Origin of the sequence: Streptomyces sp. LX-29, from assembly GCF_029541745.1 — a bacterium.
Lineage (GTDB): Bacteria > Actinomycetota > Actinomycetes > Streptomycetales > Streptomycetaceae > Streptomyces.
The window spans coordinates 1420397-1447346 of record NZ_CP089746.1; the positions used below are offsets into that span (position 1 = coordinate 1420397).

Here is a 26950-nt window from a genome sequence, read left to right on the forward strand (position 1 = left end):
CGATCTCGACTCTGGTCTTCAGATCTACGTCCAGGCAGGTCAACGCGGATGCCAAGGGGTGGATTCCAGCGTGGCAGGTTGTTGACGACGAGGCCCCGCCGGGAACTCCGGCGGGGCCTCGTCGTTCGTGGTCGAACCAGGAAGGTGGCAGGAAACTGCGACCGCTATTTCCCGGTCTCCTTCTCGTATGCCTTGATGACCTCGTCGGTCGGGCCGTCCATCAGCAGCTCGCCCTTCTCCAGCCACAGCACCCGGTCACAGGTGTCCCGGATCGACTTGTTGTTGTGGCTGACCAGGAAGACGGTGCCGGCCTCCTTGCGCAGCTCGCGGATGCGGGCCTCGGAACGCCGCTGGAAGGCGCGGTCACCGGTGGCCAGCGCCTCGTCGATCATGAGGACGTCGTGGTCCTTGGCGGCGGCGATGGAGAACCGCAGCCGGGCGGCCATGCCGGAGGAGTAGGTCCGCATGGGCAGCGTGATGAAGTCGCCCTTCTCGTTGATGCCCGAGAAGTCGACGATCTGCTGGTAGCGCTCGCGGATCTGCTCTCGCGACATGCCCATGGCGAGCCCGCCGAGCATCACGTTGCGCTCACCGGTCAGGTCGTTCATCAGCGCCGCGTTCACACCCAGCAGCGAGGGCTGGCCGTCGGTGTAGACCTTGCCGCGCGCGGTCGGCAGCAGCCCGGCGACCGCCTTCAGCAGCGTGGACTTGCCGGAGCCGTTGGAGCCGATCAGGCCGATCGACTCACCGCGGTAGGCGACGAAGGTCACGCCGCGCACCGCGTGCACCTCGCGCATGCCCGGCGCGTCCTTCCGGCGGACGATGCGGTTGAGCGCGGCGGTCGCGCTGCCCCGGCCCCGGCCCCCGCCGTTGACCTTGTAGATGATGTGCACGTCATCGGCGATGACCGTGGGCACGCGGGCGCCATCGGCGGCGGCCAGATTCCGGTTCTGTTCGGCGTTCTTCTGATCAGCCACGGCCGTACTCCTCCTCCGCCTTCCAGAAGTAGATGAAGCCGCCGATGCCGAACAGCAGCGCCCAGCCCGCGGCGGCCAGCCACACGTGCGGCGGCAGGTTCGAGGAGCCGTACCCGTCGATCAGCGCGAACCGCATCAGGTCCATGAAGATCGCGGCCGGGTTCCACTGGAGCACGTCGGCGATCCAGGCCGGCTTGTCCGCCAGCATGTGCCGGATGCTGAACATCACGCCCGAGGCGTACATCCAGGTGCGCATGACGAACGGCATCAGCTGGGCCAGGTCCGGCGTCTTGGAGCCCAGCCGGGCCATGATCATCGCCAGACCGGTGTTGAAGACGAACTGGAGCGCCAGCACGGGCACCATCAGCAGCCAGGACAGCGTCGGGTAGCTGCCGAAGCCGACCGCGACGGCCACCATCACGATCATCGAGAACAGCAGCTGCTGGAGCTGCTGCAGGGAGAACGAGATGGGCAGCGACGCCCGCGGGAAGTGCAGCGCCCGCACCAGCCCCAGGTTGCCGGAGATCGCGCGGACGCCCGCCATCACCGAGCTCTGGGTGAAGGTGAAGACGAAGACGCCCGTCACCAGGAACGGGATGTAGACGTCCTTCTCCAGGCCGCGGTCGGCGTTGAGGATCAGGCCGAAGATCAGGTAGTAGACCAGCGCGTTCAGCAGCGGGGTCGCCACCTGCCACAGCTGGCCCAGCTTGGCCTGGCTGTACTGCGCGGTGAGCTTGGCCTGCGAGAAGGCAAGGATGAAGAAGCGCCGGCCCCACAGCTGGCGGAGGTACTCCGCCAGCCCCACCCGGGCACCGCTGACCGACAGGCCGTACTTGGTCGCCAGTTCGCCGGGGGTCAGGCCGTCATCAGGTGATGGCGGGGCACTCACGACCGCACGCTCGTGCGTTGTCTCGCTCACAGTAGACACTTTCGTCCTCGGGGTGCGCTGCCGGGGCCGCGCCCCGGATCGCGCCCGATGCTCTCAGATCCGAGCTTGTTCAGATGACAGGAGGTCGGCCCAGTCGGGTCAGGCGCCATACCGTACGCCACTTCATGGGCCGGCGGGGCCCGCACGGAGTCTTCCAGCCTTCCCGGAAACCGCCGAACCACGCACGCAGCGCCGCCCCCGAGGGCTTGCGGGCCAGCGTGAGCAGCATCCACACACCCAGGTACACGGGCACCAGCGGGGCCGGGAGGTTGCGCCGGGCCAGCCAGACCCGGTTCCGGGCCACCATGCGGTGGTAGACCGCGTGCCGGCTGGGCGCGGTGGCCGGGTGGTGCAGCACCATGTCCGACCGGTAATCGATCATCCAGCCGGCGTCCAGCGCCCGCCAGGCCAGGTCCGTCTCCTCATGCGCGTAGAAGAAGTCGTCCGGAAGCCCTCCCACCTGCTCGAAGACCTCGGTGCGCACGGCGTTGGCACCGCCGAGGAAGGTGGTGACACGCGAGGAGCGCATCGGGTCGGCGGCCCGCAGCCGCGGCACGTGCCGGCGCTGGGTGGTGCCGGTCTCCGGGTCCGCGATACGGAAGCTGATGATGCCGAGTGCCGGGTCGGCGGCGAACGCCTGCCGGCACAGCTCGGCGGTGTCGGTGTTGGGCAGCAGCCCGTCGTCATCGAGGAACAGCAGCACATCGACGTCGCGACCACCAGGGCCGAACGCCTCTATGCCGACGTTGCGGCCCGCCGGGATGCCCACGTTCTCGGGCAGCTCGACGGTACGGATCGTCAGCCCCGACACCGCCAGCTCAGGCAGCGGAGAACCGTTTCCGACGACCACGACCTCGATCGGGTCGCCGTCCTGCTTGGCGACGGAGTCGAGCAGCGCACGCAGCTCTTCGGGGCGGTTGCCCATGGTCAGGACAACCGCGCCGAGCCGCATCGTACGGGCGCTCACTTGAGCCTGCTCGACGCGAGGATGGACACGAGGTGAAGCACGGTTTGCAGCAGGGCGATGCCGGCCAGCACGGCCACGCTGAGCCGGGTGAAGAAGAGGTCGCCCCGGGCCGCGTCGAGAATCGCCACGAACAGGATGAGCAGGGACGCCTCGACCCCGAGGACCAGCCGGTGGAACTTCAGCGCCGCGGCCGCCTTGCGGGCCAGCGCCATGCCGGAGGAACGCGGCTCGGACGCCGCCTCCTTGACCGGCGGCAGCCCGCCCTGGTGCCGGGCGACGCCGACGAGGTCCGTCTCGGCCTTGATCAGGATGGCGCCGAGCGCGGCGAGGGTGCCGAGGAACGCCCACAGCCAGTCGATGCGCCCGCCGCCCCACAGGTCGGCGGCGCGCAGGCCCAGGCCGACGAGGACCGCGGCGTCGCACAGGTAGGCGGCCACCCGGTCCAGGTAGACCCCGCTGAGCGAGAACTGCTTCTTCCACCGGGCGATCTCGCCGTCGACGCAGTCCAGCAGCAGGTAGAGCTGGACCGCGACCACGCCGAGCACGGCGCCCCAGATCCCCGGCACCAGCAGGGCCGGGGCGGCGAGGACGCCGGCGACGGTCATCAGGTAGGTCAGCTGGTTGGCCGTGACCCGGGTGTTCACCAGGTGCCGGTCGATGCGCAGCGAGACCTCGCGCATGTAGAGCCGGCCGGCCCAGTGCTCACCACTGCGCCGGTCCTTGACGCCCGGGGGGTGGACGACCGGGCGGAGCTCAGCTACCGATGGCTTTTGCATAGTCGGCGAATGCGTCCCTGATCTGGTCGGTGGACAGGTCGAGGTGTTCCAGGATCGTGTAGCGGCCCGGACGGGTCTGCGGGGCGAACTCCACCACCTGCACGAACTCCTCCGCGGTGAAGCCGATCTCGGAGGGAAGCACCGGCAGCCCGTGACGGCGCAGCACCTCCGCCATGAAACCGGCGTCCTCGTGGGCGCCGCGCAGGTGCATGGCGAAGGCGGCGCCGAGGCCGCACTGCTCGCCGTGGCTGGCCGCGCGCTTCGGGAAGAGCAGGTCGAAGGCGTGGTTGATCTCGTGGCAGGCGCCGGAGGCCGGGCGACTGTCGCCGGCCACCGACATCGAGATGCCGGTGAGGACCAGGCCCTCGGCCAGCACCTGGAGGAAGTCGTCGTCGCCCACGCCGCCGGGGTGGCGCAGCACGGCCTCGCCGGCCTGCCGGGCCATGGCGGCGGCCAGCCCGTCGATGCCCTCTCCGGTCTCCCGGTGGGACAGCTCCCAGTCGGCGACGGCGGAGATGTTGGACAGCGCGTCGCCGATGCCGGAGCGGACGAACCGCACCGGGGCCTCGCGGATGATGTCGAGGTCGATGACGACGGCGATCGGGTTCGGGACCCCGTAGGAGCCACGGCCCGCGTCGTTGTCCAGGGTGGCGACCGGCGAGCACAGCCCGTCGTGCGACAGGTTGGTGGCCACCGCGACCAGCGGCAGGCCGATGCGCGCGGCGGCGAACTTCGCACAGTCGATGATCTTGCCGCCGCCCAGGCCCACGACCGCGTCGTAGTGCCCGGACTTCATCCCGTCGGCGAGCTTGATCGCGTCATCCAGGGTGCCGCCGCCGACCTCGTACCAGCTGGCGCCCGGAAGGGCCGGGGCGAGCCGCTCGCGCAGCGCCGCCCCGGAACCACCGCTGATCGCGATGGCCAGCTTGCCCGATGCGGAGATCCGCTGGTCGGCCAGGACCCCCGCGAGATCATCCAGCGCGCCGGGACGAATGTCGACGACGACCGGCGAGGGGATGAGTCGGGTCAGTACTGGCACGCGATCTCACGGCCCTTCGCGAGGTCGTCGTGGTTGTCGATCTCGACCCAGCGCACCTCGCCGATCGGGGCCACGTCGACCTTGAAGCCGCGGTTGACCAGCTCCTGGTAGCCGTCCTCGTAGTACAGGTCGGGGTCGCGCTCGAAAGTGGCGCGCAGCGCGTCGCCCAGCTCCTCGGCGGCCTCGCCCTCGATGAGGGTGACGCCGATGTACTCGCCGGTGGCCTCGGACGGGTCCATCAGCTTGGTGATCCGCTGGACGCCCTTCTCCGGGTCCACGATGACCTTCATCTCCTCGTCGGCGAGCTGCTTCACCGTGTCGAGGGCGAGGATGATCTTCTGGCCGTTGCCGCGGGCGGCGAGCAGGGTCTTCTCGACGGAGACCGGGTGCACGGTGTCGCCGTTGGCGAGGATCACGCTGTGCTTGATCTCGTCACGGGCGCACCACAGGGAGTAGGCGTTGTTCCACTCCTCGGCCTTGTCGTTGTCGATCAGGGTGATCTTCAGGCCGTACTTCTGCTCCAGCGCCGCCTTGCGCTCGTACACGGCCTCCTTGCGGTAGCCGACGACGATCGCGACCTCGGTCAGTCCCACCTCGGCGAAGTTGCCCAGGGTCAGGTCGAGGACGGTGGTGTCGCCGTCCACGGGCACCAGGGCCTTGGGCAGGGTGTCGGTGTAGGGGCGCAGACGCCGTCCGGCGCCGGCGGCCAGCACGAGGCCGATCATGCGGGTTCTCCTGTTTCGTCGTGTACAGCGGGTGCTCCGGAGGACACCCAGAAGCGAATGCTCTCGATGAGCACCGCCAGCGCCAGGGCCCCGGCAAGGGCCGTCAGCGCGATGGTGAAACCTTGGTCATGCCACACGGCGGCGGCGGCTGTGACAGCCAGGGTCCGCCCCTCGTGCCCCCCGGTGATCCGCACCAGCCAGTGCGGCGGCGCGCCGGTGCCACCGCGGATGCGGTACACCGTGTCGTAGTGATGGTAGGCGACGGCGGCCACCAGCCCGAAAGCCGCGGGCAAGGCTCCGTTCACCTCGCTGCGAGCCGCCAGGATGAGCACCGTGGTGTACTCCGCCACCCGGAACAGCGGCGGGACCAGCCAGTCCAGCGGGCCCTTCAGCGGCCGGCCGACCGCGAGACCGGCCAGCAGGGCGTAGACCGCGGCCGCGCCCACCGGGGCCCAGCCGCCGTACGCCGGCAGGGCCACCCCCGCCAGCAGCACGCCCGTCGCGGCCGCCGCCCACAGCAGCGGGCCGTAGGTCCCCAGCCCGATCCGGCGGCCGGCGCCCTTGGCCACCAGCTCCGCCAGCGGGCCGGTGTCGGCGAGGTCCGCCAGCGCCCGCGCGGCCCGGTCGGTCCGCCGCGCCCTGCGGGTCAGCGAGCGCAGCACCCGGCCGGCGGTGGTGTAGCAGGCCGCGAACGAGCAGCCGATCAGCAGGGCGTAGAAGACGATGCGGGGCGTGGTGAGCGCGGTGAGGACGGCGATCATCGCCCAGCGCTCGCCGATCGGCAGCACGATCATGCGCCGGGCCCAGACGGTCCAGCCGACGCTGTCCAGCCGGTCGGAGAGCGCGGCGGTGGGGCTGGTGTTGCCGGTGGCGTCGTGGTTGGCCTCGTTGAAGGAGAAATCCACCACATGCCGGCAGGTCTGGAGCACCATCGCGGCCAGCGCCAGCGCCCAGACGTCGTCACCGCCGCCGCTGTTGGCGGCGCCCAGCGCCAGGCCGGCGTAGTACGCGTACTCCTTGGCCCGGTCGAAGGTGGCGTCCAGCCAGGCGCCCAGCGTGGAGTACTGCAGGGAGTAGCGGGCCAGCTGGCCGTCGGTGCAGTCCAGCACGAAGGAGAAGATCAGCAGCGCGCCGGCGGCGATGAAGCCGGGCCGGGTGCCGGTGGCCGCGCAGCCCGCCGCGATCAGCGCGGTGAACAGCGAGGCGGTGGTGACGTGGTTGGGCGTGAGGCCGCGGCGGGCGCACCAGCGGGCGATGTAGCGCGAGTACGGGCTGATGAAGAAGGTGGTGAAGAAGCCGTCCCGCGACTTCACGGCGGTGCGCAGCCGGATCTCCTCGTCGTCGACGCGGTCGACGGCGGCGCGTGCCCGCGCCCGCTCCTCCGGGGCGACCGGCACCCCCGCGACCAGCACCCCGAGCTCGGGGCGGTGCACGTCGACGCCTGCGGCGAGCAGATCGTCGACGAGGGCGTCGGGCAGGGGTTGATCGTGGTCGGCCGGTGGTCGGGTCGTGCCCGCCCCTTCCGCCCCCGCGGAACGACCGCCCACGACCTCGGCCAGCTCGGCGCGAGCCTCCGGCTGCACGGTCATCGCACCCGGCACCGCGCCCGCGGTGAAGCGGGGGTCGGTCAGCGCGAGCCGCAGGGCGTGCGCATGGCCCACGAAGCGGGTGTCGACGACGGCGACGCGCTCGCCCGCCGGGACGGCGACCAGCTGCGTCGCCACACCGGCGGCGTCAGCCGCCATACGCACGTCGAACCCCAGCGACCGCAGCTCGTCCGCGAGGGACGAGCCGACGACCGGCGGACCGGTGAGAATGGCGGTCGACAGACGACTCACTCCTTGGCGACTGGACGGGGCGGCCCCGCCGGTTCCACGGCGTCCGGGCAGCGGGTGGTGCCCGCATGGGCCCGACGTCGGGCGGGTGCGGCACGTCGGCAGAGGCTATCGGATACGTCGAAGCACCCGTTCACCGCACATTCACCGCCCGATCGGGTGAGCGACGGCTATGTCTGCCGCGATCATCATGGTGGATACCGGCTTCCCCATCAAACGGCCGCCCCCCTTCCGCTCTGGATAGGGTGCCGTCATGACATGGCTGATCACGGGTGGTGCCGGATATATCGGGGCGCATGTAGTAGGGGTCATGGCGGAGGCCGGGGAGCGGGTCGCCGTGCTCGACAACCTGAGCAGCGGCCTGGCCGAGCGTCTGCCGCGCGACGTGCCCCTGGTGCACGGCTCGGTCCTCGACCGCGAGCTGGTGCGCCGCACCCTCGCGGAGCTGGAGGTGACCGGGGTGGTGCACCTGGCCGCGCTCAAGCAGGTCGGGGAGTCCGTCGAGCAGCCGCTGCGGTACTACCACGAGAACGTCCACGGGCTGACCGTGCTGCTGGAGGAGGCGGTCGCGGCGGGCGTCGCCGGCTTCGTCTTCTCCTCCTCGGCCGCCGTCTACGGGATGCCGGATGTGGACCTGGTCACCGAGGACACCCCGTGCCTGCCGATGAACCCCTACGGCGAGACCAAGCTGGCCGGTGAGTGGCTGGTGCGGGCCACCGGCGCCGCGCACGGAATCTCCACGGCCTGTCTGCGCTACTTCAACGTGGCCGGGGCCGCCCGCCCGGAGCTGGCGGACACCGGGGTCTACAACATCGTGCCGATGATGTTCGAGCGCCTCACCCGGGGCGAGTCCCCGCGGATCTTCGGTGACGACTACCCCACCCCGGACGGCACCTGCGTCCGCGACTACATCCATGTGGAGGACCTGGCCGCGGCCCACCTCGCGGTGGCCCGCCGGCTCGCCGAGCGCCCCGACGCGGGCGATCTGACGGTGAACGTCGGCACCGGCCAGGGCGTCTCGGTGCGCGAGATGGCCGACCTGATCGCCGAGGTCACCGGCCACCGCGAGCCGGCCCCGCTGGTCGAGCCGCGCCGCGCGGGCGACCCGGCCCGGGTCGTGGGCTGCGCCGAGCGGATCGCCAAGGAGCTGGACTGGACCCCCCGGCACGAGGTGCGGGCCATGGTCGAGTCGGCCTGGGAGGGCTGGTGCCTCCGCCACCCCGAGGCCCGCCACGGCTGAGCCGCCGCGGCGGAATGACATACCCCACACCCGCGGCGCCGGGCGCGCGTCCGCGATCGGGGATCGCCGTGCTCGGGGCGGAGCGGAGGCCGTACGACTCGGCGGGCGGCGGGTGGAGCCGGGTCGACCGGCGTGGGGTCGGTGGGTGACGTACCGTGGCGGAAGGGTGACGCCTCACCTGGTCGAGGGGCCTCACGGGCCCTCGACGCCGGTGGATACCGGGGAGAGGGAGCCGGATGGGCGCGGGCCACGATCACGGCGGCGGCGCGGTCACGGCCGCGACGACGCACCGCTGGCGGCTGCGCTGCGCCCTGGCGATCACGATCTCGGTGATGGTCGTGGAGATCGCCGGCGGGCTGGTCTCGGGCTCGCTGGCGCTGCTGGCCGACGCCGGGCACATGGCGACGGACGCCCTGGGTCTGGCGATGGCGCTGCTGGCGATCCACTTCGCGGCGCGCCCGCCGAGCGCCCGCCGCACCTACGGCTACGCCCGCGCCGAGATCCTGGCCGCGCTCGCCAACTGTCTGCTGTTGTTCGGGGTGGGCGGCTACATCCTCTACGAGGCGGTGCGCCGGTTCATCAGCCCGGCGGAGATCGACGGCGGGCTCACCATCGTCTTCGCCCTGATCGGCCTGGCCGCGAACGCCGCGTCGCTGGCGCTGCTGCTGCCCGGCCAGGGCGAGAGCCTCAACGTCCGCGGCGCCTTCCTGGAGGTGCTGGCGGACGCGCTGGGCTCGGTGGCGGTGCTGGTCTCCGCCGGGGTCATCCTCGCCACCGGCTGGCTGGCGGCCGACCCGGTGGCCTCCATCGCCATCGCCCTGATGATCGTCCCGCGCACCTGGCGGCTGCTGCGGGAGACGCTGAACGTGCTGCTGGAGGGGGCGCCGCGGGACGTCGACCTGGCGGAGGTGCGGGGCCACATCCTCGCTCTGGACGGCGTGGCCGGCCTGCACGACCTGCATGTGTGGACCATCACCTCGGGGATGCCGGTGCTCTCCGCGCATGTGGTGGTCAGTCGGGAGGTGCTGAACGCGGTGGGGCACGAGCGGATGCTGCACGACCTACAGGACTGTCTCGGCGGCCACTTCGACGTCACCCACTGCACCTTCCAGCTGGAGCCGGTGGGTCACGCCGCGCACGAGTCCCGGCTCTGCCACTGACAAACGTTTGCCATGCCCGGCGTTTGACTGTGACGAAACCGCAGGAGAGGGCACAGATGTATGGGCAGAGGTACGAGAGACTCTGAAGGCTCCGGATCGACTACGAGGATGGTCAATGCCGATCACACCCGCCAACGGCCGCTCCACTGACACCCCGCACAGCACGGCTGCCGCGCCCGCCGGCGCCAGCGATCCGATCATGCTCGAACTGGTCGACGAGGACGGCGTCACGATCGGCACCGCCGAGAAGCTCGCCGCCCATCTGCCGCCCGGCCGGCTGCACCGCGCCTTCTCCGTCTTCCTCTTCGACGACCGCGGCCGGCTGCTGCTCCAGCGCCGGGCCCTGGGCAAGTACCACTCCCCCGGTGTGTGGTCCAACACCTGCTGCGGGCACCCCTACCCCGGTGAGCCGCCCTTCCTCGCCGCGGCCCGGCGCACCGCCGAGGAGCTGGGGGTGGCGCCCACGTTGCTGCGGGAGGCGGGCACCGTCCGCTACAACCACCCGGACCCGGCCTCCGGGCTGGTCGAGCAGGAGTTCAACCACCTCTTCGCCGGGCTGGTGCGGGCCGAGCCGGCACCGGATCCGGAGGAGGTCGGCGAGATCGCCTATGTGACACCCCGGGAGCTGGCACGGTTGCGCGAGCAGGGCCCGTTCTCCGCGTGGTTCCCGACCGTGCTGGACGCCGCCCGGCCGGTGATCCGCGAGCTCACCGGGCCCGCCGTGGGTTGGTAGCGCGGACGGCCAGGGAGACCGCCGGCGCCAGCGGCAGGGCGGCCCACACCGCCTTTCCGCCGCCGGCGGTGTGTTCGACGTCATAGGCGCCGCCCGACTCGGCGGTGATCGCCTGGACCAGCAGCAGCCCGCGCCCGCCGGTCTGCCCCTGGTCGGCCTCGAGCGCCTTGGGGCGGTACGGATGGTTGTCCTCCACCGCCACCCGCACCCAGTCCCGCCCGATGGACAGCTCGACCGCGATCTCCGGGGAGAGCAGCGCCGCGTGCCGCACCGCGTTGGTGACCAGCTCGGAGACGATCAGCAGCAGGTTCTGCACCAGCTCCTCGGTGACCGGCACCCGCTGGTGGACCAGCAGGTCGCGCACCGCGTGCCGGGCCTGGGGCACCGAACAGTCCAGGGCCGGGGCGGTGAACCGCCACACCCCCTCGTACGCCATCGGCGTGCGGGGCGGGGGGGCCTGGCCCTGTTCAGGTGGGACGCTCCCCAGGATCTCCATGTCCGATACCCACCCATCCGCCGCCGCTCAACCACGCACGCTCAACCACTCACCTCGAGTGTTGGGAATCACACGGTCCGTACAGGGCCACTGAACCGAAGTCAGCACATATCGATGCGTTTTGATCGAGTACGCGGTAACCAGCCTTACTTCTCGCCCCTTCTGAGCAGATGATCCCCTCTCCCTGTTCGGTCCTCGACGGCGCGGTGACGCGCTGTAATCTCGGACGGGTGTGCGATCCGCCCGACCCGGCCCCCGAGCCCCGGATACGATCCGCCGCATGGAGCCCTGCCTGCAGCACGGATGCGCCGACGGCGTCGCCACCGTCACCATCGCCAACCCCGCCAAGCGCAACGCGATGACCACCGCCATGTGGCGTGAGCTGCCCGGGCTGTTGGCCCGCTACGCCGCCGACCCCTCCGTTCGGGCCCTGGTCCTCACCGGCGCCGGGGACACCTTCTGCGCGGGCGCCGACATCTCCTCGCTGACCGAGGGCGGCCCGGACTCGCGGGAGCTGGCCATCGCGGCGGAGGAGGCGCTCGCCGCCTTCCCCAAGCCGACGCTGGCGGCCGTGCGCGGCTACTGCGTGGGCGGCGGCTGCCAGCTGGCGGCCGCCTGCGACCTGCGGTTCGCGGAGCAGGACGCCCGGTTCGGCATCACCCCGGCCAAGCTCGGCATCGCCTACGGCCCCGGCTCCACCCGGCGCCTGGTGGACCTGGTCGGCCCGGCGACCGCCAAGTACCTGCTGTTCTCGGCCGAACTGATCGACGCCGAGCGGGCGCTGCGCACCGGCCTGGTGGACGAGGTGCTGCCGGCGGGCGGGTTGGACAAGCGCGTCGCCGAGTTCACGGCGGTGCTCGCCGCCCGCTCACAGCTCACCCAGGGCGCGGCCAAGGAGTTCGCCGCCGGCCCGGTGGACCCGGCGCGGCACGCGTACTGGACCCGGCAGATGAACGCCTCCGGCGAGCGGGCCGAGGGGGTCGCGGCGTTCCTGGAGCGGCGGGAACCACGCTTCACCTGGACTCCGACGACGGACTGAACGGACCGCGCGAGCCGTGCGGGCCGTGCGGGCCGCGTGGACGAAGCCGACCTGCGGCCGAGCCGGCCGACGGGCCGCCGGCGCGCGCACACGGTGACGTCACCGGTTCGGGCCGCGTGCTCGGCGTCCCCGAGGACCCGGCCGTCGGCATCGCCGGATCGCCCTTCCACGCGAGGTTACCAGCGGGTAACGTGCGGGCATGACCTCACTGCCCGAGCGTGCCGGACGCCACTGCCACGGCGTCGTCAACCCGCTGCACTCCGCTGTCTACTTCGCCCCCGACTACCACCGCGAGCTGACGGAGCTGGGCCTGGCGGACCGCGGCGGGTCCTACTTCGTCGGCCGTGCCGCCGCCCTGGGCCGGGTCGGCGCCGGCGTCGTCACCGCCGCCTTCTACAACTTCCGCCACGAACTGGTGGCCCGACACCTCCCGGCCGCCTGGCAGGTGGTGAGCCCGGAGGACGCGCTGGCCGCCCGGCTGCGCGCCGTCGACTCGCTGCTGCGCCGACTGCTCGGGGAGGAGGCCCTGGACTCCAAGGAGATGGTCGAGGCGGCCGAGCTGGCGCTGCGGGCCACCGAGGGCTGTTCCCGCGCCGCCCGTCCGCTCTACTCCGCGCACGCCGACCTTCCGGTGCCCGAAGCGCCGCACCTGGCCCTGTGGCACGCCGCCACGCTGCTGCGCGAACACCGCGGCGACGGCCATCTGATGACGCTGCTCGACGCCGAGCTCGATCCGGTCGAGGCGCTCGTCAGCCACACCGCCAGCGGCCGCGGCATGACCCCCGCCTGGATCTTCCGCAGCCGCGGCTGGACGGCGGAGGACTGGGCGGCGGCCCAGGACCGGCTGCGGACACGCGGGCTGCTGGACGCCGACGGCGAACTGACCGACGCCGGAACGGAGCTGCGCAAGGAGCTGGAGAACGAGACGGACCGGCTGGACCGGGGCCCGTACGAGCACCTGGGCGCGGCCGGCGTGGCCCGCCTCACCGAGCTGGCCGGCGCCTTCACCGCCACCGCCCTGGCGGCCGGCGCGTTCCCCGAAGGGATGATCGGCAAGCGCTAGCCGACCTCGCCGACGGCGGCGCGGCCGCTGGGCCTGGCGGTCGCACCTGCCACAATGCAGAGCGCAGCGCAGACGTGAACGAACCAGGCAGAGAGAAAGCCGAGCGTGATCGTGACGATCGTGACGACGTCCATCGAAGGCAGGATCGCCGAGGAGCTCGGCGTGCGGGAGCGGCAGGTGAAGGCCGCGGTGGAGCTGCTCGACGGCGGCGCCACCGTGCCGTTCGTCGCGCGCTACCGCAAAGAGGTGACCGAGAGCCTCGACGACGCCCAGCTGCGCACCCTCGAGGAGCGGCTGCGCTATCTGCGGGAGCTGGAGGACCGGCGGACCGCGATCCTGGACTCGGTGCGCTCCCAGGGCAAGCTGGACGAGGCCCTGGAGGCGCAGATCCTGGCCGCCGACTCCAAGGCCCGGCTGGAGGACATCTACCTGCCCTTCAAGCCCAAGCGGCGGACCAAGGCGCAGATCGCGCGGGAGGCGGGCCTGGAGCCGCTCGCCGACGCGCTGCTGGGCGACCCGTCGGTGGCGCCGCCGGCGGCCGCGGCCGCCTTCGTGGACGCCGAGCGCGGCGTCGCGGACGCGGCCGCCGCCCTGGAGGGGGCGCGGGCCATCCTCACCGAGCGGTTCAGCGAGGACGCGGACCTCATCGGCGAGCTGCGTGAGCGCATGTGGGAGCGGGGCCGGCTGGCCACCCGGGTGCGCGAGGGCAAGGGCGACAGCAAGGAGGGGCCGGGCGCGAAGTTCGCCGACTACTTCGACTTCGCCGAGCCGTTCACCGAGCTGCCCTCGCACCGGGTGCTGGCCATGTTCCGCGGTGAGAAGGAGGAGGTCCTCGACCTCACCCTGGAGCCCGAGGACCCGCAGCAGGCCCCGGAGTCCGGCCCCTCCTCGTACGAGCGGTCCATCGCGCACCGCTTCGGCATCGCCGACCGGGGCCGGCCCGCCGACTCCTGGCTGGCCGACACCGTCCGCTGGGCCTGGCGCACCCGCGTCCTGGTGCACCTCGGCATCGACCTGCGGCTGCGGCTGCGGCAGGCCGCCGAGGACGAGGCGGTGCGGGTCTTCGCCGCCAACCTGCGCGACCTGCTGCTCGCCGCGCCGGCCGGCACCCGCGCCACCATGGGCCTGGACCCCGGCTTCCGTACCGGCGTGAAGGTGGCCGTCGTCGACGCCACCGGCAAGGTCGCGGCCACCGACACCATCTACCCGCACGTCCCGCAGCAGAAGTGGGACGAGGCCCTGGCCAAGCTGGCCCGGCTGGCCCGCGAGCACTCCGTCGAACTGATCGCCATCGGCAACGGCACCGCGTCCCGTGAGACCGACAAGCTCGCCGCCGAACTGTGCGCCCGCCACCCCGAGCTCGGGCTGACCAAGGTCATGGTCTCCGAGGCGGGCGCCTCGGTGTACTCCGCCTCCGCCTTCGCCTCCCAGGAGCTGCCCGACCTCGACGTCTCGCTGCGCGGCGCCGTGTCCATCGCGCGCCGACTCCAGGACCCGCTGGCCGAGCTCGTCAAGATCGACCCCAAGTCGATCGGCGTGGGCCAGTACCAGCACGACCTGTCCGAGGTGAAGCTGTCGCGCTCGCTGGACGCGGTGGTCGAGGACTGCGTCAACGGCGTCGGTGTCGACGTCAACACCGCCTCCGCGCCGCTGCTCTCCCGGGTCTCCGGCATCGGCGCCGGCCTCGCGGAGAACATCGTCGCCCACCGCGACGCCAACGGCCCCTTCCGCAGCCGCAAGTCCCTCAAGGACGTGCCCCGGCTCGGCCCCAAGGCGTACGAGCAGTGCGCGGGCTTCCTGCGCATCCGCGACGGCGAGGACCCGCTGGACGCCTCCAGCGTGCACCCCGAGGCGTACCCGGTGGTGCGCACCATGGTGAAGGCCGCCGGCACCGACGTGGCCTCGCTGATCGGCAACGGGGCGGCGCTGCGCGCGCTGCGGCCGCAGGACTTCGTCGACGACGCCTTCGGCCTGCCCACCGTCACCGACATCCTGCGCGAGCTGGAGAAGCCGGGCCGCGACCCCCGCCCCGCCTTCAAGACGGCCACCTTCAAGGAGGGTGTCGAGAAGCTCGGCGACCTGGCCCCCGGGATGATCCTGGAGGGCGTGGTCACCAACGTCGCCGCCTTCGGCGCCTTCGTGGACATCGGCGTCCATCAGGACGGCCTGGTGCACGTCTCCGCCATGTCGAAGACGTTCGTGAAGGACCCCCGCGACGTGGTGAAGCCGGGGGACATCGTGCGGGTGAAGGTGCTGGACGTCGACATCCCCCGCAAGCGGATCTCGCTGACGCTCCGTCTGGACGACGAGGCCGGGGCCTCCGGCGCGGGTGGCGGCGGGCGTGGCGGCCGTGGGGAGCGTGGCGATCGCGGGGAGCGTGGGGACCGCGGGGAGCGTAGCAATCGCGGGGACCGTTCTCGCGGTGAGCGGGGCGGGGCCCGGGGTGAGCTGGGCGACCGCGGTGAGCGGGGCGGGGCCCGGCGCGGGGCGCCGCAGCAGCGCCGCGGCAACCGCGACGCCGCCGCCGCTCCGGCCAACGGCGCCATGGCCGACGCCCTGCGCCGCGCGGGCCTGCTCTGACGGGACGCCCGTCCCCTCGGAGACCCACCGACGGCCGGTTCGGCACCGCCGGACCGGCCGTCGGGCTCTTCACCGTCGCGACGGGATGAGCGCCGCGGCCCCGATCCGATGCGTGCCGTCGCCCGGCGAGACGGGTGGGCGGGAACCGCCCCCGCCCGCCCCGGCCCACGTTCGAGAGAACGGCGGGGCCGGTGGGCGCTCAGTGCTCGGTGACGCGGCCCGCGGCGACTTGGAGGCTGCGGGTGGTGTCCACGGCTTCGAGCATGCGGCGGTCGTGGGTGACGAGGAGGAGGGTGCCGGGGTAGCCGGCCAGGGCGGATTCGAGCTGCTCGATGGCGGGCAGGTCGAGGTGGTTGGTGGGCTCGTCCAGGACCAGCAGGTTGACGCCCCGGGCCTGGAGGAGGGCGAGGGCGGCGCGGGTCCGTTCGCCGGGCGAGAGGGTGGCTGCGGGGCGCAGCACGTGGTCGCTCTTGAGGCCGAACTTCGCCAGCAGGGTGCGTACCGCCGCCGGCTCCAGGTCCTCGGCGGCCGCCCCGAACGCGTCGAGCAGGGCGTCCTCGCCGAGGAACAGCGCCCGCGCCTGGTCCACCTCGCCGACCACCACACCCGGACCGAGCGCCGCCGCCCCCGCGTCCAGCGGCAGTCGGCCCAGCAGCGCGGCCAGCAGGGTCGACTTGCCCGAGCCGTTGGCGCCGGTGATCGCCACCCGGTCCGCCCAGTCGATCTGGAGGTCCACCGGCCCGAGGTGGAAGTCGCCGCGGCGCACCTCGGCGCCGCGCAGCGTCGCCACCACGGCCCCGGCCCGTGGCGCGGCGGCGATCTCCATCCGCAGCTCCCACTCCTTGCGCGGCTCCTCGACCACCTCCAGCCGCTCGATGAGCCGGTCGGTCTGGCGCGCCTTCGCGGCCTGCTTCTCGGTGGACTCCACCCGGCCCTTGCGGGCGATCTTGTCGTTGTCGGTGGCCTTGCGGCGGGCGTTCTTGACGCCCTTCTCCATCCAGGCGCGCTGGGTGCGGGCCCGCAGCTCCAGCCCGGCGCGGGTGTCCGCGTACTCCTCGTACCGCTCCCGGGCGTGCCGCCGCGCCGTCTCCCGCTCCTCCAGGTACGCCGTGTAGCCGCCGCCGAAGAGCGTCACCTGCTGCTGGGCCAGATCCAGCTCCAGCACCTTGTGCACGGTGCGGGCCAGGAACTCGCGGTCATGGCTGACCAGCACGGTTCCGGCGCGCAGCCCGGACACGAACTCCTCCAGCCGGCGCAGCCCGTCCAGGTCCAGGTCGTTGGTCGGCTCGTCGAGCAGGAAGACGTCGTAGCGGCTGAGCAGCAGCGAGGCGAGCGAGGCACGGGCCGCCTGGCCGCCGGAGAGCGCGGTCATCGGCCGGTCCAGACCGATGTCCAGCCCGAGCGAGGCGACGACCTCCTCGGCGCGCTCGTCCAGGTCGGCCGCGCCGAGCTGGAGCCAGCGCTCCAGCGCCACCGCGTACGCGTCGTCGGCGCCGGGCGCCCCGTCGACCAGTTGCTGGGTGGTGGCGTCCAGCGCGATCTGGGCGGCCGCGACCCCGGTCCGCCGGGCCAGGAACTCCCGCACGGTCTCGCCGGGCCGACGCTCCGGCTCCTGCGGCAGATGCCCCACCGTCGCGTGCGGCGGGCTCAGGCTCACCCTGCCCGTCTCCGGGGTGGTCAGGCCGGCCAGCAGGCGGAGCAGGGTGGACTTGCCGGCGCCGTTGACGCCGACCAGGCCGATCACCTCCCCCGGCGCGACGACCAGATCCAGGCCGGAGAAGAGGGTGCGGTCGCCGTGCGCGGCGGCCAGGTCCTTGGCGACGAGTGTTGCGGTCATCAGACCGCGATCCTATCGGCGGCTCGCCGCCGGAGGCCCGCGGTATTCCGGCGGCCGGCCACCTGACTCCTCCCGTCGGCCGGCCGGCCGTGCTCCCACCGCCGCCGAACGCCGGTGCGTCCCCGGGACCGAAGGCCCGTACCCCCCGTCGGTCCGACCGCCGTGCCCCCGCCGCCGAACGCCGGTGCGTCCCCGGGCTGAGGGCCCGTGCCTCCCGCAAGACCGACCGCCGTGCCCCTGCCGCCGGACGCCAAGGCTCCCCGGGCCGAAAGCCCGTGCTCTCCCGCGCGGCCGGGCGCTGGGGTGTTTCCTCGGGACGGGCGCTCACCGGCGGGCCGGGGCCACCAGTACGCTGCCCGTGGCCCGTGCCACCACGTGCAGCTCGCCCCGGCCGGCCGTCGGCAGCGGCACCCGGTGTGTGCCCGGCTCCAGGACCTGGTCCGCCAGCTCGTGGACCCGGGTCCGGTGCAGCCGGTCGAGCCGGTACCCGACGAGTTCCACCCGGCTCTCCATGGCCACGTCGACCACGACCTCCGCGGCCGGCCCCCCGCCGTGCCCGCTTCCCCGCTCCGCCGTCCGCAGCCCGCGCAGCCGGCGCTGTTCCTCGGGTGTGCGGTCCAGGGCCTGTTCGATCCGGGCCACCAGCAGCGGGATGATCGGCGGGAGCCCGTCGACGAAGACGGCGTCGGCGCCGGCCGCCGCGAACGCCTCCCGAACGGCGGCGCGTTCCCCCTCGTCGATCGCCCGTCCGAAGGCCACCGCCCCGTACGTCCGCAGCTCGTCCGCGTCGGCGCCGGCGGCGTCCCGGCTGATCTCGGCGCCGATGCCGATGGCGCGCAGCGCGGCGGCCAGCTTGGCGAGCACGGCGACGCGCTGGCCGACCAGCAGCACCCGGCGCGGCGGGGCGGCGGGATCACAGGCTTCCCCGTCCGCGGCGAGCAGCCGCCCCAGCTGCGCCCGGTACTCCTCGCCGCGGAACCGGTACGGGCCGATCCCGTGGTAGCCGTCGCGCTCCGGGTCGGGGGTCTCCGCGGTCTGCCAGAGGAAGTCGCGCCAGACGATGTCGGGCCCGTCCCGCTCGATGACCGCGGTGACCGCGCCGCAGGCGAGCCCCTCGCACTCGGGGCAGCCGTAGATCACGTACCGGCCGCCGGCCAGCGGCGCGCCGGACTCCAGCAGCAGCCGCCGGACGTGCGCGGTGAAGATGGACGGGCCGAGGTCGGCGGCGAGCGGGGAGACCGCGTCCAGGTCGGCGAGGCGCAGCAGCAGCGGCGTGCCGTCCACGACGAAGTCCCAGAAGTCGCGGTGTGCTTGGAAGGAACCGTTGGACAGCACTCCTCCGGCCCGCGTCGCCGGGGCCAGCCCGAACGTCGCGTACTCGGCCCTGGTCCCGTACTCGTCGGCGCTCATGCCCGCAGTATTCCCGCCGTGGGAGGCGTGCGTGCCCGCTTCGGAGGCGGGCGGGGGGGCTGTTCCGGGCGGGGCGGCGCGCTCGTGCGCGCCGCGCGCCGCGCGGAGACAATGAAGGTGCCGGCCGACCGGGCCGCGTCATGGACGGGTGACCAGAGCCATGGAAACCGACTCCTCCCCCGACGACCCGTACCGCACCGCGGCGGAGTTCTACGACCTGTTCCACGGCGAGACCTACCGCCGCCGCGCGGTCGGTCATCTGGCGGCGTCGGCGGCCGGATCCGAGCTGGGCATCCTGGAGGTCGGGGCGGGTACGGGGATCGTCACCGAGGTGCTGGCGAGGTCGTCGACGGTGCCGGTGCACGCGGTGGAGCCGTCGCGGGCGATGCGCACGGTGCTGATGGCGCGGCTGTCCGCCCTGGAGTGGCTGCGCGGCAAGGTGCGGGTGTATCCGGTCGTGGTGCAGCGGGCCCGGTTGGACGCCCCGGTGGACCTGGCGACCTGCGTGAACGTGGCGGCGACGGTGGCGCCGGAGGAGCGCCCGGGGCTGTGGTCGGCGCTCGCCGCGCGGCTGGTCCCCGGCGGGATGCTGATCGTGGACGCGCCGGGGCGGCTGGCGCCCCTCCCCGGTCACCGGGACTGGCGGCTGCCCGCCGTGCGGGTGGGCGGCGACGACTACACGGCGGCGGTGCGGGTGCGGCCGGCCGGGGCGGACGGGCGACTGCGCTGGACGTATCAGTACGCCGTCCGGCATGGAGAGCGGACCGTACGGGAGGAGAGCGCGTCGTTCTACGCCTGGCCCCTCGACCCGTCGCGCACGGCGGCGGAGCTGGCCCGGGCCGGCTTCGCGCGGGCCCCGGGCACCACACCGGTGGCGGCGTACGCCGGCGGTCTGGCCCCCTTCGAGCATCTGGCGTACTACCTGCGCCGCAGGGACTAGGTCGGCCCCGAAGGCGGCTTCGCGGACCGGATCCGGGGCAGGGCCCCTAGCCTGTGCTCATGAGGACACCGGGCGACTCGGGCGACGTGATCGTGGTGGGGGGCGGGGTCATCGGGCTGACCACCGCGGTGGTGCTGGCGGAGGCGGCGGACGGCCGGCGGGTGACGGTGTGGAGCCGCGACCCGGCCGCGGAGACCACCTCCGCGGTGGCGGGCGGGCTGTGGTGGCCGTATCGCGTCGAGCCGGTGGACGAAGCGGGCGGCTGGGCGCTGCGGGCGTTGCACGAGCTGACCCGGCTCGCCGAGCGGCCGCGCGAGACCGGGGTGCGGATGGCCGAGGGGGTGCAGGCCGGCGCCGCGCTGGAAGAGCTGGGTTCCTGGGCCGCCGAGGTGCCGGGGCTGCGTCCGGCCACGGCAGGGGAGTTGCCGCCCGGCGTCGCCCAGGGGCTGCGGGCGCGGGTCCCGCTGGTCGACATGGGCGTCCATCTGCGCTATCTGCGGCGGCGTCTGGAGGCGGCGGGCGGCTCGGTCGTCGTCCGCGCGGTCGACTCGCTGGAGGCGGTCGCCGAGCGCGCCCCGCTGGTCGTCAACTGCACCGGCCTGGGCGCCCGCGAGCTCGTCCCCGACCCCGAGGTGTACCCGGTGCAGGGGCAGTTGGTGATCGTGGAGAACCCGGGTGTCGGAGAACCCGGGTGTCGAGGAGTGGTTCGTGGCCGCCGACGGTGCCGCGGCGGAGACGGTCTACGCGCTGCCGCAGCCCTACGGCCTGGTGCTGGGCGGCACCGCGCGGGAGGGCGTGTGGGAGACCGCCCCCGACCCCGCCGTCGCCGCGGCGATCGTGGCGCGGTGCGCACGGATCCATCCCGCGCTGGCGACGGCACGGGTCGTCGGCCACCGCGTGGGGCTCCGGCCCGCCCGGTCGCGCGTACGCCTGGAGGCCGTGGAGCTCCCCGGCGGGCGTCGCTGTGTGCACAACTACGCCCACGGCGGGGCGGGGCTGACCGTCGCCTGGGGCTGCGCGCGGGAGGCGGCCCGGCTCGCCCGGGGCGCCACCCGGCGCGGCGGCGGGGGCTGAGCGGGGCAGGGGAGGCGAGCCGATCCGGCAGCGGATGGACCGCGGGCTCTGGGGCGGGCGGCCGTCCGGAGGACGAGCCTCCGCCGCCGGCCGGTTCCGGCCCGAGTGCCGCGCGGACCGCCGGCTGGCGCCGGCCCGGATACCACTTGGGCGCTGGCCGGTCTACGCCCGTCTACCGCGCGAGCCGCCGGCGGTCCCCGCCCGGACAACGCGCGGGACGCCGGCCGCCCCGGCCCGGATACCACTCGGGCCGCCGGCCGGTTCCGGTCCGGGTGCCGCGCGGGACGCCGGCTGGCGCCGGCCCGGATGCCGCGCAGGCCACCGGCCGGTCCACGCCCGTCTACCGCGCGGGCCGCCAGCCGACCTCCGCCCGCCTACCGCGCAGGCCGCCGGCCGGCTCCGGCCCGGATGCCGCGCAGGCCACCGGCCGGTCCACGCCCGTCTACCGCGCGGGCCGCCGGCCGACCTCCGCCCGCCTACCGCGCAGGCCGCCGGCCGGCTCCTGCCCGGATGCCGCGCAGGCCACCGGCCGGTCCACGCCCTCTCCGGCCGGGACGCCAGCCGACCCCCGCCCGGACAACCCGCAGGCCGCCGGCCGGCCCCGGCCCGGATGCCGATCGGGCCGCCGCGCAGGTTCCGCCCCAAGTGCCGCGCGGACCGCCGGCGGCCCCGGCCCGGATGCCGCGCAGGCCACCGGTCGGTCCACGCCCGCCTACCGCGCGGGCCGCCGGCCGACCTCCGCCCGCCTACCGCGCGGGACGCCGCCCGGTCCACGCCCGTCTACCGCGCGAGCGGCGGCCGGGGCCCGTGTCGGTGGAAAGAGCGGGCCCCGGTGAGGGGCCCCGGCCGGGGGAGGGACCCCGGGCGATCGGTCAGCAGCGCTCCGTCGGCTGTCCGGCGGTCAGGTGGTAGGTGGCGCGTTCGTCCAGCAGCAGCGGCACCAGGGCGCGCAGCGACTGTCGCAGCGGGACCAGGTGGCGGTCGCCGTCCGCGCGGCGCACCGTCACGCCGTGCAGGGCGAGTTCGTCGCGCACATCCGCGTACTGGGCGGCGTCGAGCAGATAGCCGCAGGGCGGGTGGGCGAGGATCTCGGCGTCGGAGGCCGGGTCGTTGTCGGCGCCGCCGAGGTAGACCGGGCCACGATCGTGGTAACCGGCCGCGCGGGCGGCGTCGGTGGCGGTCTCGACGCGGGCACGCCGTTCCCCGCTGAAGGCGAACATCCCCTCCAGCGCTGTCAGTTGGGAGCCGACGCGACGGCGGTTGTTGACGGCGGGGTCGGCCTTCTCGGCGTCGGTCAGCGCGTCGACGCGGGTCTCCACGAGCAGCCCGACGGAGTGCTTGACGCCGGCGGTGTTGCGCAGGATGCGCTCCTGGCCGTCGCCGGCGACCTGCTTGACGGGCTCGCCGGTGATCGGGTCGGTCCAGATGCCGTAGACGCCGGTGGAGTGGCCGGCGTCCTGGACACGGGGCCGGACGTAGGACTCGGAGAGGGTGCGGGCCTCGCGGTGCACGGCGGTGGCGGTGTTGAGGTTGCGCGGCCACAGCGCCAGCAGATCCTTGACGTAGTACGGGGCGGTGGCGCCGTACTCGTGCAGGTCGTAGACGGTGTCCGGGCGCCAGTCGCGCAGGGTGCGGGCGATGGCACGGGCCTCGGGGGTCTTCAGCGCGAGGTGGTCGCGGTTGATGTCGACGCCGTCGGCGTTCTCCCTGGTGTCGGCGGCCCGGCCGTCGGGGTTGGCGGTCGGCACGACCAGGACCGTCGTGTGCCGCAGGAAGCGCCTGGTCCGCGCGTCGTCGGCGAAGGCCAGGTCGCGAACGGTGGACAGGCAGCCCTCCCGGCCGGAGGGCTCGTCTCCGTGCTGGGAGCAGATGAGCAGGACGGAGTTGCCGCGGGCGGTGCGGGCGGGGTCGGTGGGCGCGCCGGGGGCGCCGATCCGCACCAGTTGGACCGGGCGCCGCTGCCCGGTGGTGCCTATGGTGTCGACGGCGACCCGCGGGCTCGCCGCGTCCACCTCCGCCAGGAACCGTCTCTCCTCCGCCTCGGTGGTCCAGCGGGCGCCGTCGCTGATCTCGAAGCCGGTGCGGGGTGCGGGCGGGGTGGACCGGGCGTGCGCGGGCGCGACGAGGGCCGGGATGAGCAGGGCGGCACCGGCGGCGGCGCACAGGGCGGTCCGGAGCCGGGATGCGCTGGGGGTCACGGAGAACTGCCTCCTTGGATGAGGGATGGTCGGAGAGGGGGTGGTGCGGCCTGGGGTGCCGGCCTGCCCTGCGGGCGGCCTCCCGGGAGGGAGCCCGCCCGCTGTCGGTGGGTGCGGTCAGCCCGTCGGGAGCGCCGGGTGCGGGCGCGGGGCGCTGACGCCGGTGCGCGCGGTCGAGGTTGACGGCCCGTCCACGATGGTCGGTCCGGCGAGGGACCGGTCGAGCGCCGCCCGGCCCCCGGTCAGCGGCAGGCGGGCCGATGTGCGGGCCAGGTCGAGGGTGAGTTGAGGTCGGACGGCCGGCGGTTCGACGAAGCCGGTGTCGGTGCCGGCGATGATCAGGGCGAGCCGGTGACCGGCGGGGACGACGTGGTCGGTGGCGGCCAGGTCGACGGTGATGGTGTAGGGGCGGCCGGGGGTCAGCGGGCGGCCCTTGCCGTCGCCGGCGTAGTCGCCCAGGTCGGCCCAGCCGCGGCTGAAGACGGTGTGGCCGACGTCGACGGTGTCCGCGCGGGTCTCCTTGAAGCAGCCGGTGTCGGCCGGTGTGACGGCCCCCCAACAGGTGCGGTCGGCGAGGGTGGTGATGCCTTCGCCGGGCGCGGTGTAGTTGCGGATGGTGTCCGGCCCGAGGTCGACGAGGACGGCGGAGAGGTGGGCGGTGGCCGCCGAGGGGGTGGCGGTGATCCGCACCGTGCCGGCCCCGGACAGCCGCAGGTCGCGGGCGAGCGGTCGGGTGATGAACCCGGCCTTGCCGGGGGTGGAGCGGTCGATGTGCTCGGCCCAGTCGGCCTCGCTCAGACCGGGCTCGTCGGCGACGGTCTCGGTGGCGCCGGGCCGGGCGGGTCGGGTGGACAGGACGCCGACGCCGGGCGCGGCGCCGAGGCGGGGGCGCAGCGTGGTGGCACGGGTGCCGGGGGCGGGCCAGTGGCGGTCGGTGGTCCAGCGGTCGGGGGCGCGCTCCACGTCGGCCATCGGCTCGCGCTCTATGCCGTTGTCGAGGCCGAGGAGGTAGTGGTCGAACCAGCGGTGCAGGGTGCGCACCCAGGCGCCGCGGCGGAAGTCGAACGGGTCGACGTGTCCGGTCTGGGAGAGCCAGATCTTACGTTCGACGCCGGCGTCGCCGAGCGCGTCCCACCAGGGGCCGAGGTGTTTGGTCTGCACGTTGAGGTCCTGCATGCCGTGGACGGCGAAGACGCTGGCGCGCACCTTGTGGGCGTCGCGGACGTAGTCGCGCTTGGTCCACAGCGGGGTCCAGTCGCCGCTGCGCGGGGCGCCGTCGACGAGTTCGCGCTGGACCGCGGCGCAGCGGGCACGCGCCTCGGGGCTCTCGACCCGGTGGGCCAGGCCGTCGGGGCCGCTGTCGAAGAGCGGGGCGCCCTGGGTGAAGTAGTAGTCGTACCAGGAGCTGATGGCGCCGATGGGCACGATGGTCTTCAGGCCCTTGACGCCGGTGGCGGCGACGCCGTTGGCTATGGTGCCGTCGTAGCTCTTGCCGATCATTCCGGTGGCGCCGTTGGACCAGTCCGCGGCCGCGGGCTGGTCGCCGGTGCGGGTGGTGTAGCCGCGGGCCCGGCCGTTGAGCCAGTCGACCACGGCCTTGGCGGACTGGATGTCGGAGCGGCCGCCGACGTCGACACAGCCGTCGGAGCGGTTGGTTCCGGCGAGGTCGACCAGGACGGTCGCATAGCCGCGGGGCACGAAGTAGTTGTCGTAGAAGAGCGGGAACAGCTCCGGCCGTCCCTGCGCGTCGTACGTCTTCTTCTGGCTCTCGTTGCCGCGCCCGCAGCAGGAGTAGTAGGGGCTGGCATCCATGATCACGGGTATCCGGCGGCCCTGTTGGGCGGGTTCACGCGGCCGGACGATGTCGACGGCGACCCGGTCGGCCCGCCCGTCCGCGTCGCCGTCGAGGCCGGTGTCCACCCATACCGACTCACGGATGGCGTTTGCGTACGAATACACGGGCCGGCTCTCCGGCGGCGGGGTGGCACCGGTGGCCGCCTGGGCTCCGGTGACCGTCACCACCTGGGTCATCAGGGCGGCGAGCGCCGCCGTCGTGAGCGTTGACAGCGTTCTTCGGGGGGTGCGGGGCCTCCGCGCGCGTAGCAGCACGGCCGGACGGTAGCGCGAGTGAACTCCCCGACAGAAGAGGGTGGAAGGGCATGGTCGGCCGCGCAGCATACGGGAACCGGCCACCTGGGGCGGGCGTTTCGGCGGGATGTCGTTCTCATGACAGAAAGCGCCATGGACATGATTCACCCATGGTGAGTACATAGAGTCCGGAGTGATCGTTCTCCCCTACGAGTTGGAGGACTCGTGCGTCACAGACTCATCGTCCCGAGCGCGGCCGCGGCCGCCCTGTTGCTGGCGATCCCGGCATCGGCGGCCGAAGGCACCCCGGGCGCCCCCGGCCTCGGGGACACCTACTACCCGACCAGCGGCAACGGCGGGTATGACGTCTCCCACTACGATCTGCGCCTGAAGTACCAGCCGAAGACCGACCTCCTGGAAGGCACGGCGACCCTCAACGCCACCGCCAAGCAGGACCTGTCGCGCTTCAACCTCGACTTCGCCCTCCAGGTCGACTCCGTCCTGGTCGGCGGCAGGAAGGCGACCTTCGCCGCCACCGGTGACCACGAGCTGGAGATCACCCCGGCCAGGCAGCTGGACGCGGGCAAGCCGTTCACCGTCGTGGTGCGGTACAAGGGCACCCCCTCCGAGGTCGAGGTCAACGGGTTCTCCGCCTGGCTGCGCACCCCGGACGGCGCCGTGGTGGCCAACCAGCCGGAGGGCGGCTGGTGGTGGTTCCCCAGCAACGACCACCCGACCGACAAGGCCACCTACGACATCTCGGTCGCGGTGCCGGACGGCACCCAGACCATCAGCAACGGCACGCTGCAGTCGACCAGTTCGCGGGCCGGCTGGACGCGCTACAACTGGCGCTCCAACAAGCCGCAGGCCACCTACCTGGCCACGCTGGCGGTGGGCAAGTTCGACGTCACCACCGACACCACGGCCGGCGGACTGCCGGTCATCAACGCCTACAGCAAGGACCTGGGCGACAACGCGGGCGCCGCGCGCGCCAGCGTCGAGCGCACCGCCGAGGTCGCCGACTGGCTGAGCGAGGTCTTCGGGCCGTACCCGTTCAACGCGCTGGGCGGCTATGTGCCGAACACCAAGACCGGCTACGCGCTGGAGACCCAGACCCGGCCGTTCTACAGCCCGCGGCAGTTCGCGAACGGCGCCAACGTGTCGGTGGTCGTGCACGAGTTGGCGCACCAGTGGTACGGCGACAACGTCTCGCTCAAGGACTGGCGCGACATCTGGATCAACGAGGGCTTCGCCCGCTACTCGCAGTGGCTGTGGTCGGAGAAGGAGGGCGAGGGCACCGCCCAGGAGATCGCGGACTACGTCTACGCCTCGCGCGCCGCCGACGACCCGTTCTGGAAGGTCAAGCCGGGCGACCCGGGCGCGGAGAACCAGTTCCACATCGCGGTCTACGACCGTGGCGCGCTGGCGCTCCAGGCGCTGCGCAACGAGATCGGCGACGAGGACTTCTTCACCATCCTCAAGCAGTGGCAGACGGAGAACCGCTACGGCACCGCCTCGGTCCGCGACTTCGAGAAGTTCGCCGAGAAGGTCTCCGGCAAGCCGCTCTCCACGCTCTTCGACACCTGGCTGTTCACGCCGTCCAAGCCCACCGTGGGCCCCGGCAAGACCGGCTCGATCGCGGAGCGGGCCGCCGAGTCCGCGAAGGCGAAGGCGCGGGGGAAGCAGGCCGCGCCCCAGGTCAAGCAGCCCAGGTCGTGGAAGCAGATCCAGGCCACCAACGGCGTCCACGAGCACAAGCACCGGCACGGGCACTGATCCGTCCCACCCCCGCCGCCCGCGGGTGACCGGCGCCACCGTCGCGTCGGTCACCCGCGGGCGCTCGTC

The 26950-nt window shown here is 73.4% G+C and carries 21 protein-coding genes and 1 pseudogene; 9 read left to right on the top strand and 13 right to left on the bottom strand.

Annotation, left to right across the window (positions count from 1 at the left end; all coding sequences use genetic code 11):
• Nucleotides 1–164 precede the first annotated feature (164 nt).
• The 7 genes from LRS74_RS06240 to LRS74_RS06270 all read right to left on the bottom strand — a co-directional run bounded on the left by LRS74_RS06240 (nucleotide 165) and on the right by LRS74_RS06270 (nucleotide 7241).
• Nucleotides 165–977: an ABC transporter ATP-binding protein gene (locus tag LRS74_RS06240; RefSeq protein WP_277740043.1), complete on the bottom strand. Its 813-nt coding sequence runs from the start codon at nucleotides 975–977 to the stop codon at nucleotides 165–167.
• On the bottom strand, nucleotides 970–1896 hold the full coding sequence (locus tag LRS74_RS06245) for an ABC transporter permease (RefSeq protein WP_277740044.1): 927 nt from the start codon (nucleotides 1894–1896) through the stop codon (nucleotides 970–972). Before LRS74_RS06245 ends, LRS74_RS06240 begins: the two co-directional genes overlap by 8 nt.
• A 79-nt stretch (nucleotides 1897–1975) precedes the next feature.
• On the bottom strand, nucleotides 1976–2857 hold the full coding sequence (locus tag LRS74_RS06250) for a glycosyltransferase (RefSeq protein ID WP_277744624.1): 882 nt from the start codon (nucleotides 2855–2857) through the stop codon (nucleotides 1976–1978).
• A gap of 11 nt (nucleotides 2858–2868) precedes the next feature.
• Nucleotides 2869–3648, bottom strand: a complete 780-nt coding sequence (locus LRS74_RS06255) for a CDP-alcohol phosphatidyltransferase family protein (RefSeq protein WP_277740045.1) — start codon at nucleotides 3646–3648, stop codon at nucleotides 2869–2871.
• Complete coding sequence (locus LRS74_RS06260) at nucleotides 3626–4687, bottom strand: iron-containing alcohol dehydrogenase family protein (RefSeq protein WP_277740046.1); 1062 nt, start codon at nucleotides 4685–4687, stop codon at nucleotides 3626–3628. The genes LRS74_RS06255 and LRS74_RS06260 overlap by 23 nt, the downstream gene beginning before the upstream one ends.
• On the bottom strand, nucleotides 4675–5412 hold the full coding sequence (locus tag LRS74_RS06265) for a phosphocholine cytidylyltransferase family protein (protein ID WP_144382319.1): 738 nt from the start codon (nucleotides 5410–5412) through the stop codon (nucleotides 4675–4677). Before LRS74_RS06265 ends, LRS74_RS06260 begins: the two co-directional genes overlap by 13 nt.
• Complete coding sequence (locus LRS74_RS06270) at nucleotides 5409–7241, bottom strand: DUF5941 domain-containing protein (protein WP_277744625.1); 1833 nt, start codon at nucleotides 7239–7241, stop codon at nucleotides 5409–5411. Before LRS74_RS06270 ends, LRS74_RS06265 begins: the two co-directional genes overlap by 4 nt.
• A 259-nt stretch (nucleotides 7242–7500) precedes the next feature.
• Here LRS74_RS06270 and galE point away from each other — a divergent pair, with 259 nt between their 5' ends.
• The 3 genes from galE (at nucleotide 7501) to idi (ending at nucleotide 10380) form a co-directional block, all read left to right on the top strand.
• Complete coding sequence (gene galE, locus LRS74_RS06275; RefSeq protein ID WP_277740047.1) at nucleotides 7501–8487, top strand: UDP-glucose 4-epimerase GalE; 987 nt, start codon at nucleotides 7501–7503, stop codon at nucleotides 8485–8487.
• Between the two features lie 236 nt (nucleotides 8488–8723).
• Entirely contained in the window at nucleotides 8724–9647 is a 924-nt protein-coding gene (locus LRS74_RS06280) for a cation diffusion facilitator family transporter (protein ID WP_277740048.1), read from the top strand.
• Between the two features lie 115 nt (nucleotides 9648–9762).
• Nucleotides 9763–10380 carry an isopentenyl-diphosphate Delta-isomerase gene (gene idi, locus LRS74_RS06285; protein WP_277740049.1) on the top strand — a complete coding sequence of 206 codons (618 nt, stop codon included), beginning with the start codon at nucleotides 9763–9765 and terminating at the stop codon, nucleotides 10378–10380.
• Here idi and LRS74_RS06290 read toward each other — a convergent pair.
• On the bottom strand, nucleotides 10355–10876 hold the full coding sequence (locus LRS74_RS06290; RefSeq protein ID WP_277740050.1) for an ATP-binding protein: 522 nt from the start codon (nucleotides 10874–10876) through the stop codon (nucleotides 10355–10357). The genes idi and LRS74_RS06290 overlap by 26 nt on opposite strands.
• Before the next feature lie 280 nt (nucleotides 10877–11156).
• Here LRS74_RS06290 and LRS74_RS06295 point away from each other — a divergent pair, with 280 nt between their 5' ends.
• The gene (locus LRS74_RS06295) at nucleotides 11157–11915 is read left to right on the top strand and encodes an enoyl-CoA hydratase-related protein (protein ID WP_277740051.1); all 759 of its coding nucleotides are present in this window, start codon (nucleotides 11157–11159) and stop codon (nucleotides 11913–11915) included.
• A gap of 199 nt (nucleotides 11916–12114) precedes the next feature.
• Nucleotides 12115–12978, top strand: coding sequence for a hypothetical protein (locus LRS74_RS06300; RefSeq protein WP_277740052.1), 864 nt, complete (start codon nucleotides 12115–12117; stop codon nucleotides 12976–12978).
• Here LRS74_RS06300 and LRS74_RS06305 read toward each other — a convergent pair.
• The gene (locus LRS74_RS06305) at nucleotides 12975–13112 is read right to left on the bottom strand and encodes a hypothetical protein (protein WP_277740053.1); all 138 of its coding nucleotides are present in this window, start codon (nucleotides 13110–13112) and stop codon (nucleotides 12975–12977) included. The genes LRS74_RS06300 and LRS74_RS06305 overlap by 4 nt on opposite strands.
• On the opposite strand from LRS74_RS06305, the gene LRS74_RS06310 reads away from it, so the two are divergent.
• Nucleotides 13099–15558 (top strand): Tex family protein, encoded by a 2460-nt coding sequence (locus LRS74_RS06310; protein WP_277740054.1) that lies wholly within the window; start codon nucleotides 13099–13101, stop codon nucleotides 15556–15558. The genes LRS74_RS06305 and LRS74_RS06310 overlap by 14 nt on opposite strands.
• Nucleotides 15559–15757: 199 nt before the next feature.
• On the opposite strand, the gene LRS74_RS06315 is transcribed toward LRS74_RS06310, so the two are convergent.
• The gene (locus LRS74_RS06315; RefSeq protein ID WP_277740055.1) at nucleotides 15758–17395 is read right to left on the bottom strand and encodes an ABC-F family ATP-binding cassette domain-containing protein; all 1638 of its coding nucleotides are present in this window, start codon (nucleotides 17393–17395) and stop codon (nucleotides 15758–15760) included.
• Nucleotides 17396–17719: 324 nt separating this feature from the next.
• The gene (locus LRS74_RS06320; protein ID WP_277740056.1) at nucleotides 17720–18805 is read right to left on the bottom strand and encodes an oxidoreductase; all 1086 of its coding nucleotides are present in this window, start codon (nucleotides 18803–18805) and stop codon (nucleotides 17720–17722) included.
• 160 nt (nucleotides 18806–18965) lie between these two features.
• On the opposite strand from LRS74_RS06320, the gene LRS74_RS06325 reads away from it, so the two are divergent.
• Nucleotides 18966–19745 carry a class I SAM-dependent methyltransferase gene (locus LRS74_RS06325; protein ID WP_277740057.1) on the top strand — a complete coding sequence of 260 codons (780 nt, stop codon included), beginning with the start codon at nucleotides 18966–18968 and terminating at the stop codon, nucleotides 19743–19745.
• A 59-nt stretch (nucleotides 19746–19804) separates the two neighbouring features.
• Nucleotides 19805–20819, top strand: a pseudogene (locus LRS74_RS06330) (FAD-dependent oxidoreductase).
• 872 nt (nucleotides 20820–21691) lie between these two features.
• On the opposite strand, the gene LRS74_RS06335 reads toward LRS74_RS06330, so the two are convergent.
• Together LRS74_RS06335 and LRS74_RS06340 are read right to left on the bottom strand one after the other, a co-directional pair.
• The gene (locus tag LRS74_RS06335) at nucleotides 21692–23017 is read right to left on the bottom strand and encodes a M14 family metallocarboxypeptidase (protein ID WP_277740058.1); all 1326 of its coding nucleotides are present in this window, start codon (nucleotides 23015–23017) and stop codon (nucleotides 21692–21694) included.
• 117 nt (nucleotides 23018–23134) lie between these two features.
• Entirely contained in the window at nucleotides 23135–25126 is a 1992-nt protein-coding gene (locus tag LRS74_RS06340; protein ID WP_277740059.1) for a Xaa-Pro dipeptidyl-peptidase, read from the bottom strand.
• 204 nt (nucleotides 25127–25330) lie between these two features.
• Between LRS74_RS06340 and LRS74_RS06345 the strand changes: the two genes are divergently transcribed.
• Nucleotides 25331–26881 carry a M1 family metallopeptidase gene (locus LRS74_RS06345; protein WP_277740060.1) on the top strand — a complete coding sequence of 517 codons (1551 nt, stop codon included), beginning with the start codon at nucleotides 25331–25333 and terminating at the stop codon, nucleotides 26879–26881.
• Nucleotides 26882–26950: the final 69 nt, after the last annotated feature.

What these genes read in the sequence shown, in the direction of transcription:
- LRS74_RS06250 (WP_277744624.1), bottom strand. Translation starts at nt 2,857, where the DNA reads ATGCGGCTCGGCGCGGTTGTCCTGACCATGGGCAACCGCCCCGAAGAG.
- LRS74_RS06255 (WP_277740045.1), bottom strand. Translation starts at nt 3,648, where the DNA reads ATGCAAAAGCCATCGGTAGCTGAGCTCCGCCCGGTCGTCCACCCCCCG.
- LRS74_RS06265 (WP_144382319.1), bottom strand. Translation starts at nt 5,412, where the DNA reads ATGATCGGCCTCGTGCTGGCCGCCGGCGCCGGACGGCGTCTGCGCCCC.
- galE (WP_277740047.1), top strand. Translation starts at nt 7,501, where the DNA reads ATGACATGGCTGATCACGGGTGGTGCCGGATATATCGGGGCGCATGTA.
- LRS74_RS06280 (WP_277740048.1), top strand. Translation starts at nt 8,724, where the DNA reads ATGGGCGCGGGCCACGATCACGGCGGCGGCGCGGTCACGGCCGCGACG.
- idi (WP_277740049.1), top strand. Translation starts at nt 9,763, where the DNA reads ATGCCGATCACACCCGCCAACGGCCGCTCCACTGACACCCCGCACAGC.
- LRS74_RS06290 (WP_277740050.1), bottom strand. Translation starts at nt 10,876, where the DNA reads ATGGAGATCCTGGGGAGCGTCCCACCTGAACAGGGCCAGGCCCCCCCG.
- LRS74_RS06295 (WP_277740051.1), top strand. Translation starts at nt 11,157, where the DNA reads ATGGAGCCCTGCCTGCAGCACGGATGCGCCGACGGCGTCGCCACCGTC.
- LRS74_RS06300 (WP_277740052.1), top strand. Translation starts at nt 12,115, where the DNA reads ATGACCTCACTGCCCGAGCGTGCCGGACGCCACTGCCACGGCGTCGTC.
- LRS74_RS06305 (WP_277740053.1), bottom strand. Translation starts at nt 13,112, where the DNA reads ATGGACGTCGTCACGATCGTCACGATCACGCTCGGCTTTCTCTCTGCC.
- LRS74_RS06315 (WP_277740055.1), bottom strand. Translation starts at nt 17,395, where the DNA reads ATGACCGCAACACTCGTCGCCAAGGACCTGGCCGCCGCGCACGGCGAC.
- LRS74_RS06320 (WP_277740056.1), bottom strand. Translation starts at nt 18,805, where the DNA reads ATGAGCGCCGACGAGTACGGGACCAGGGCCGAGTACGCGACGTTCGGG.
- LRS74_RS06325 (WP_277740057.1), top strand. Translation starts at nt 18,966, where the DNA reads ATGGAAACCGACTCCTCCCCCGACGACCCGTACCGCACCGCGGCGGAG.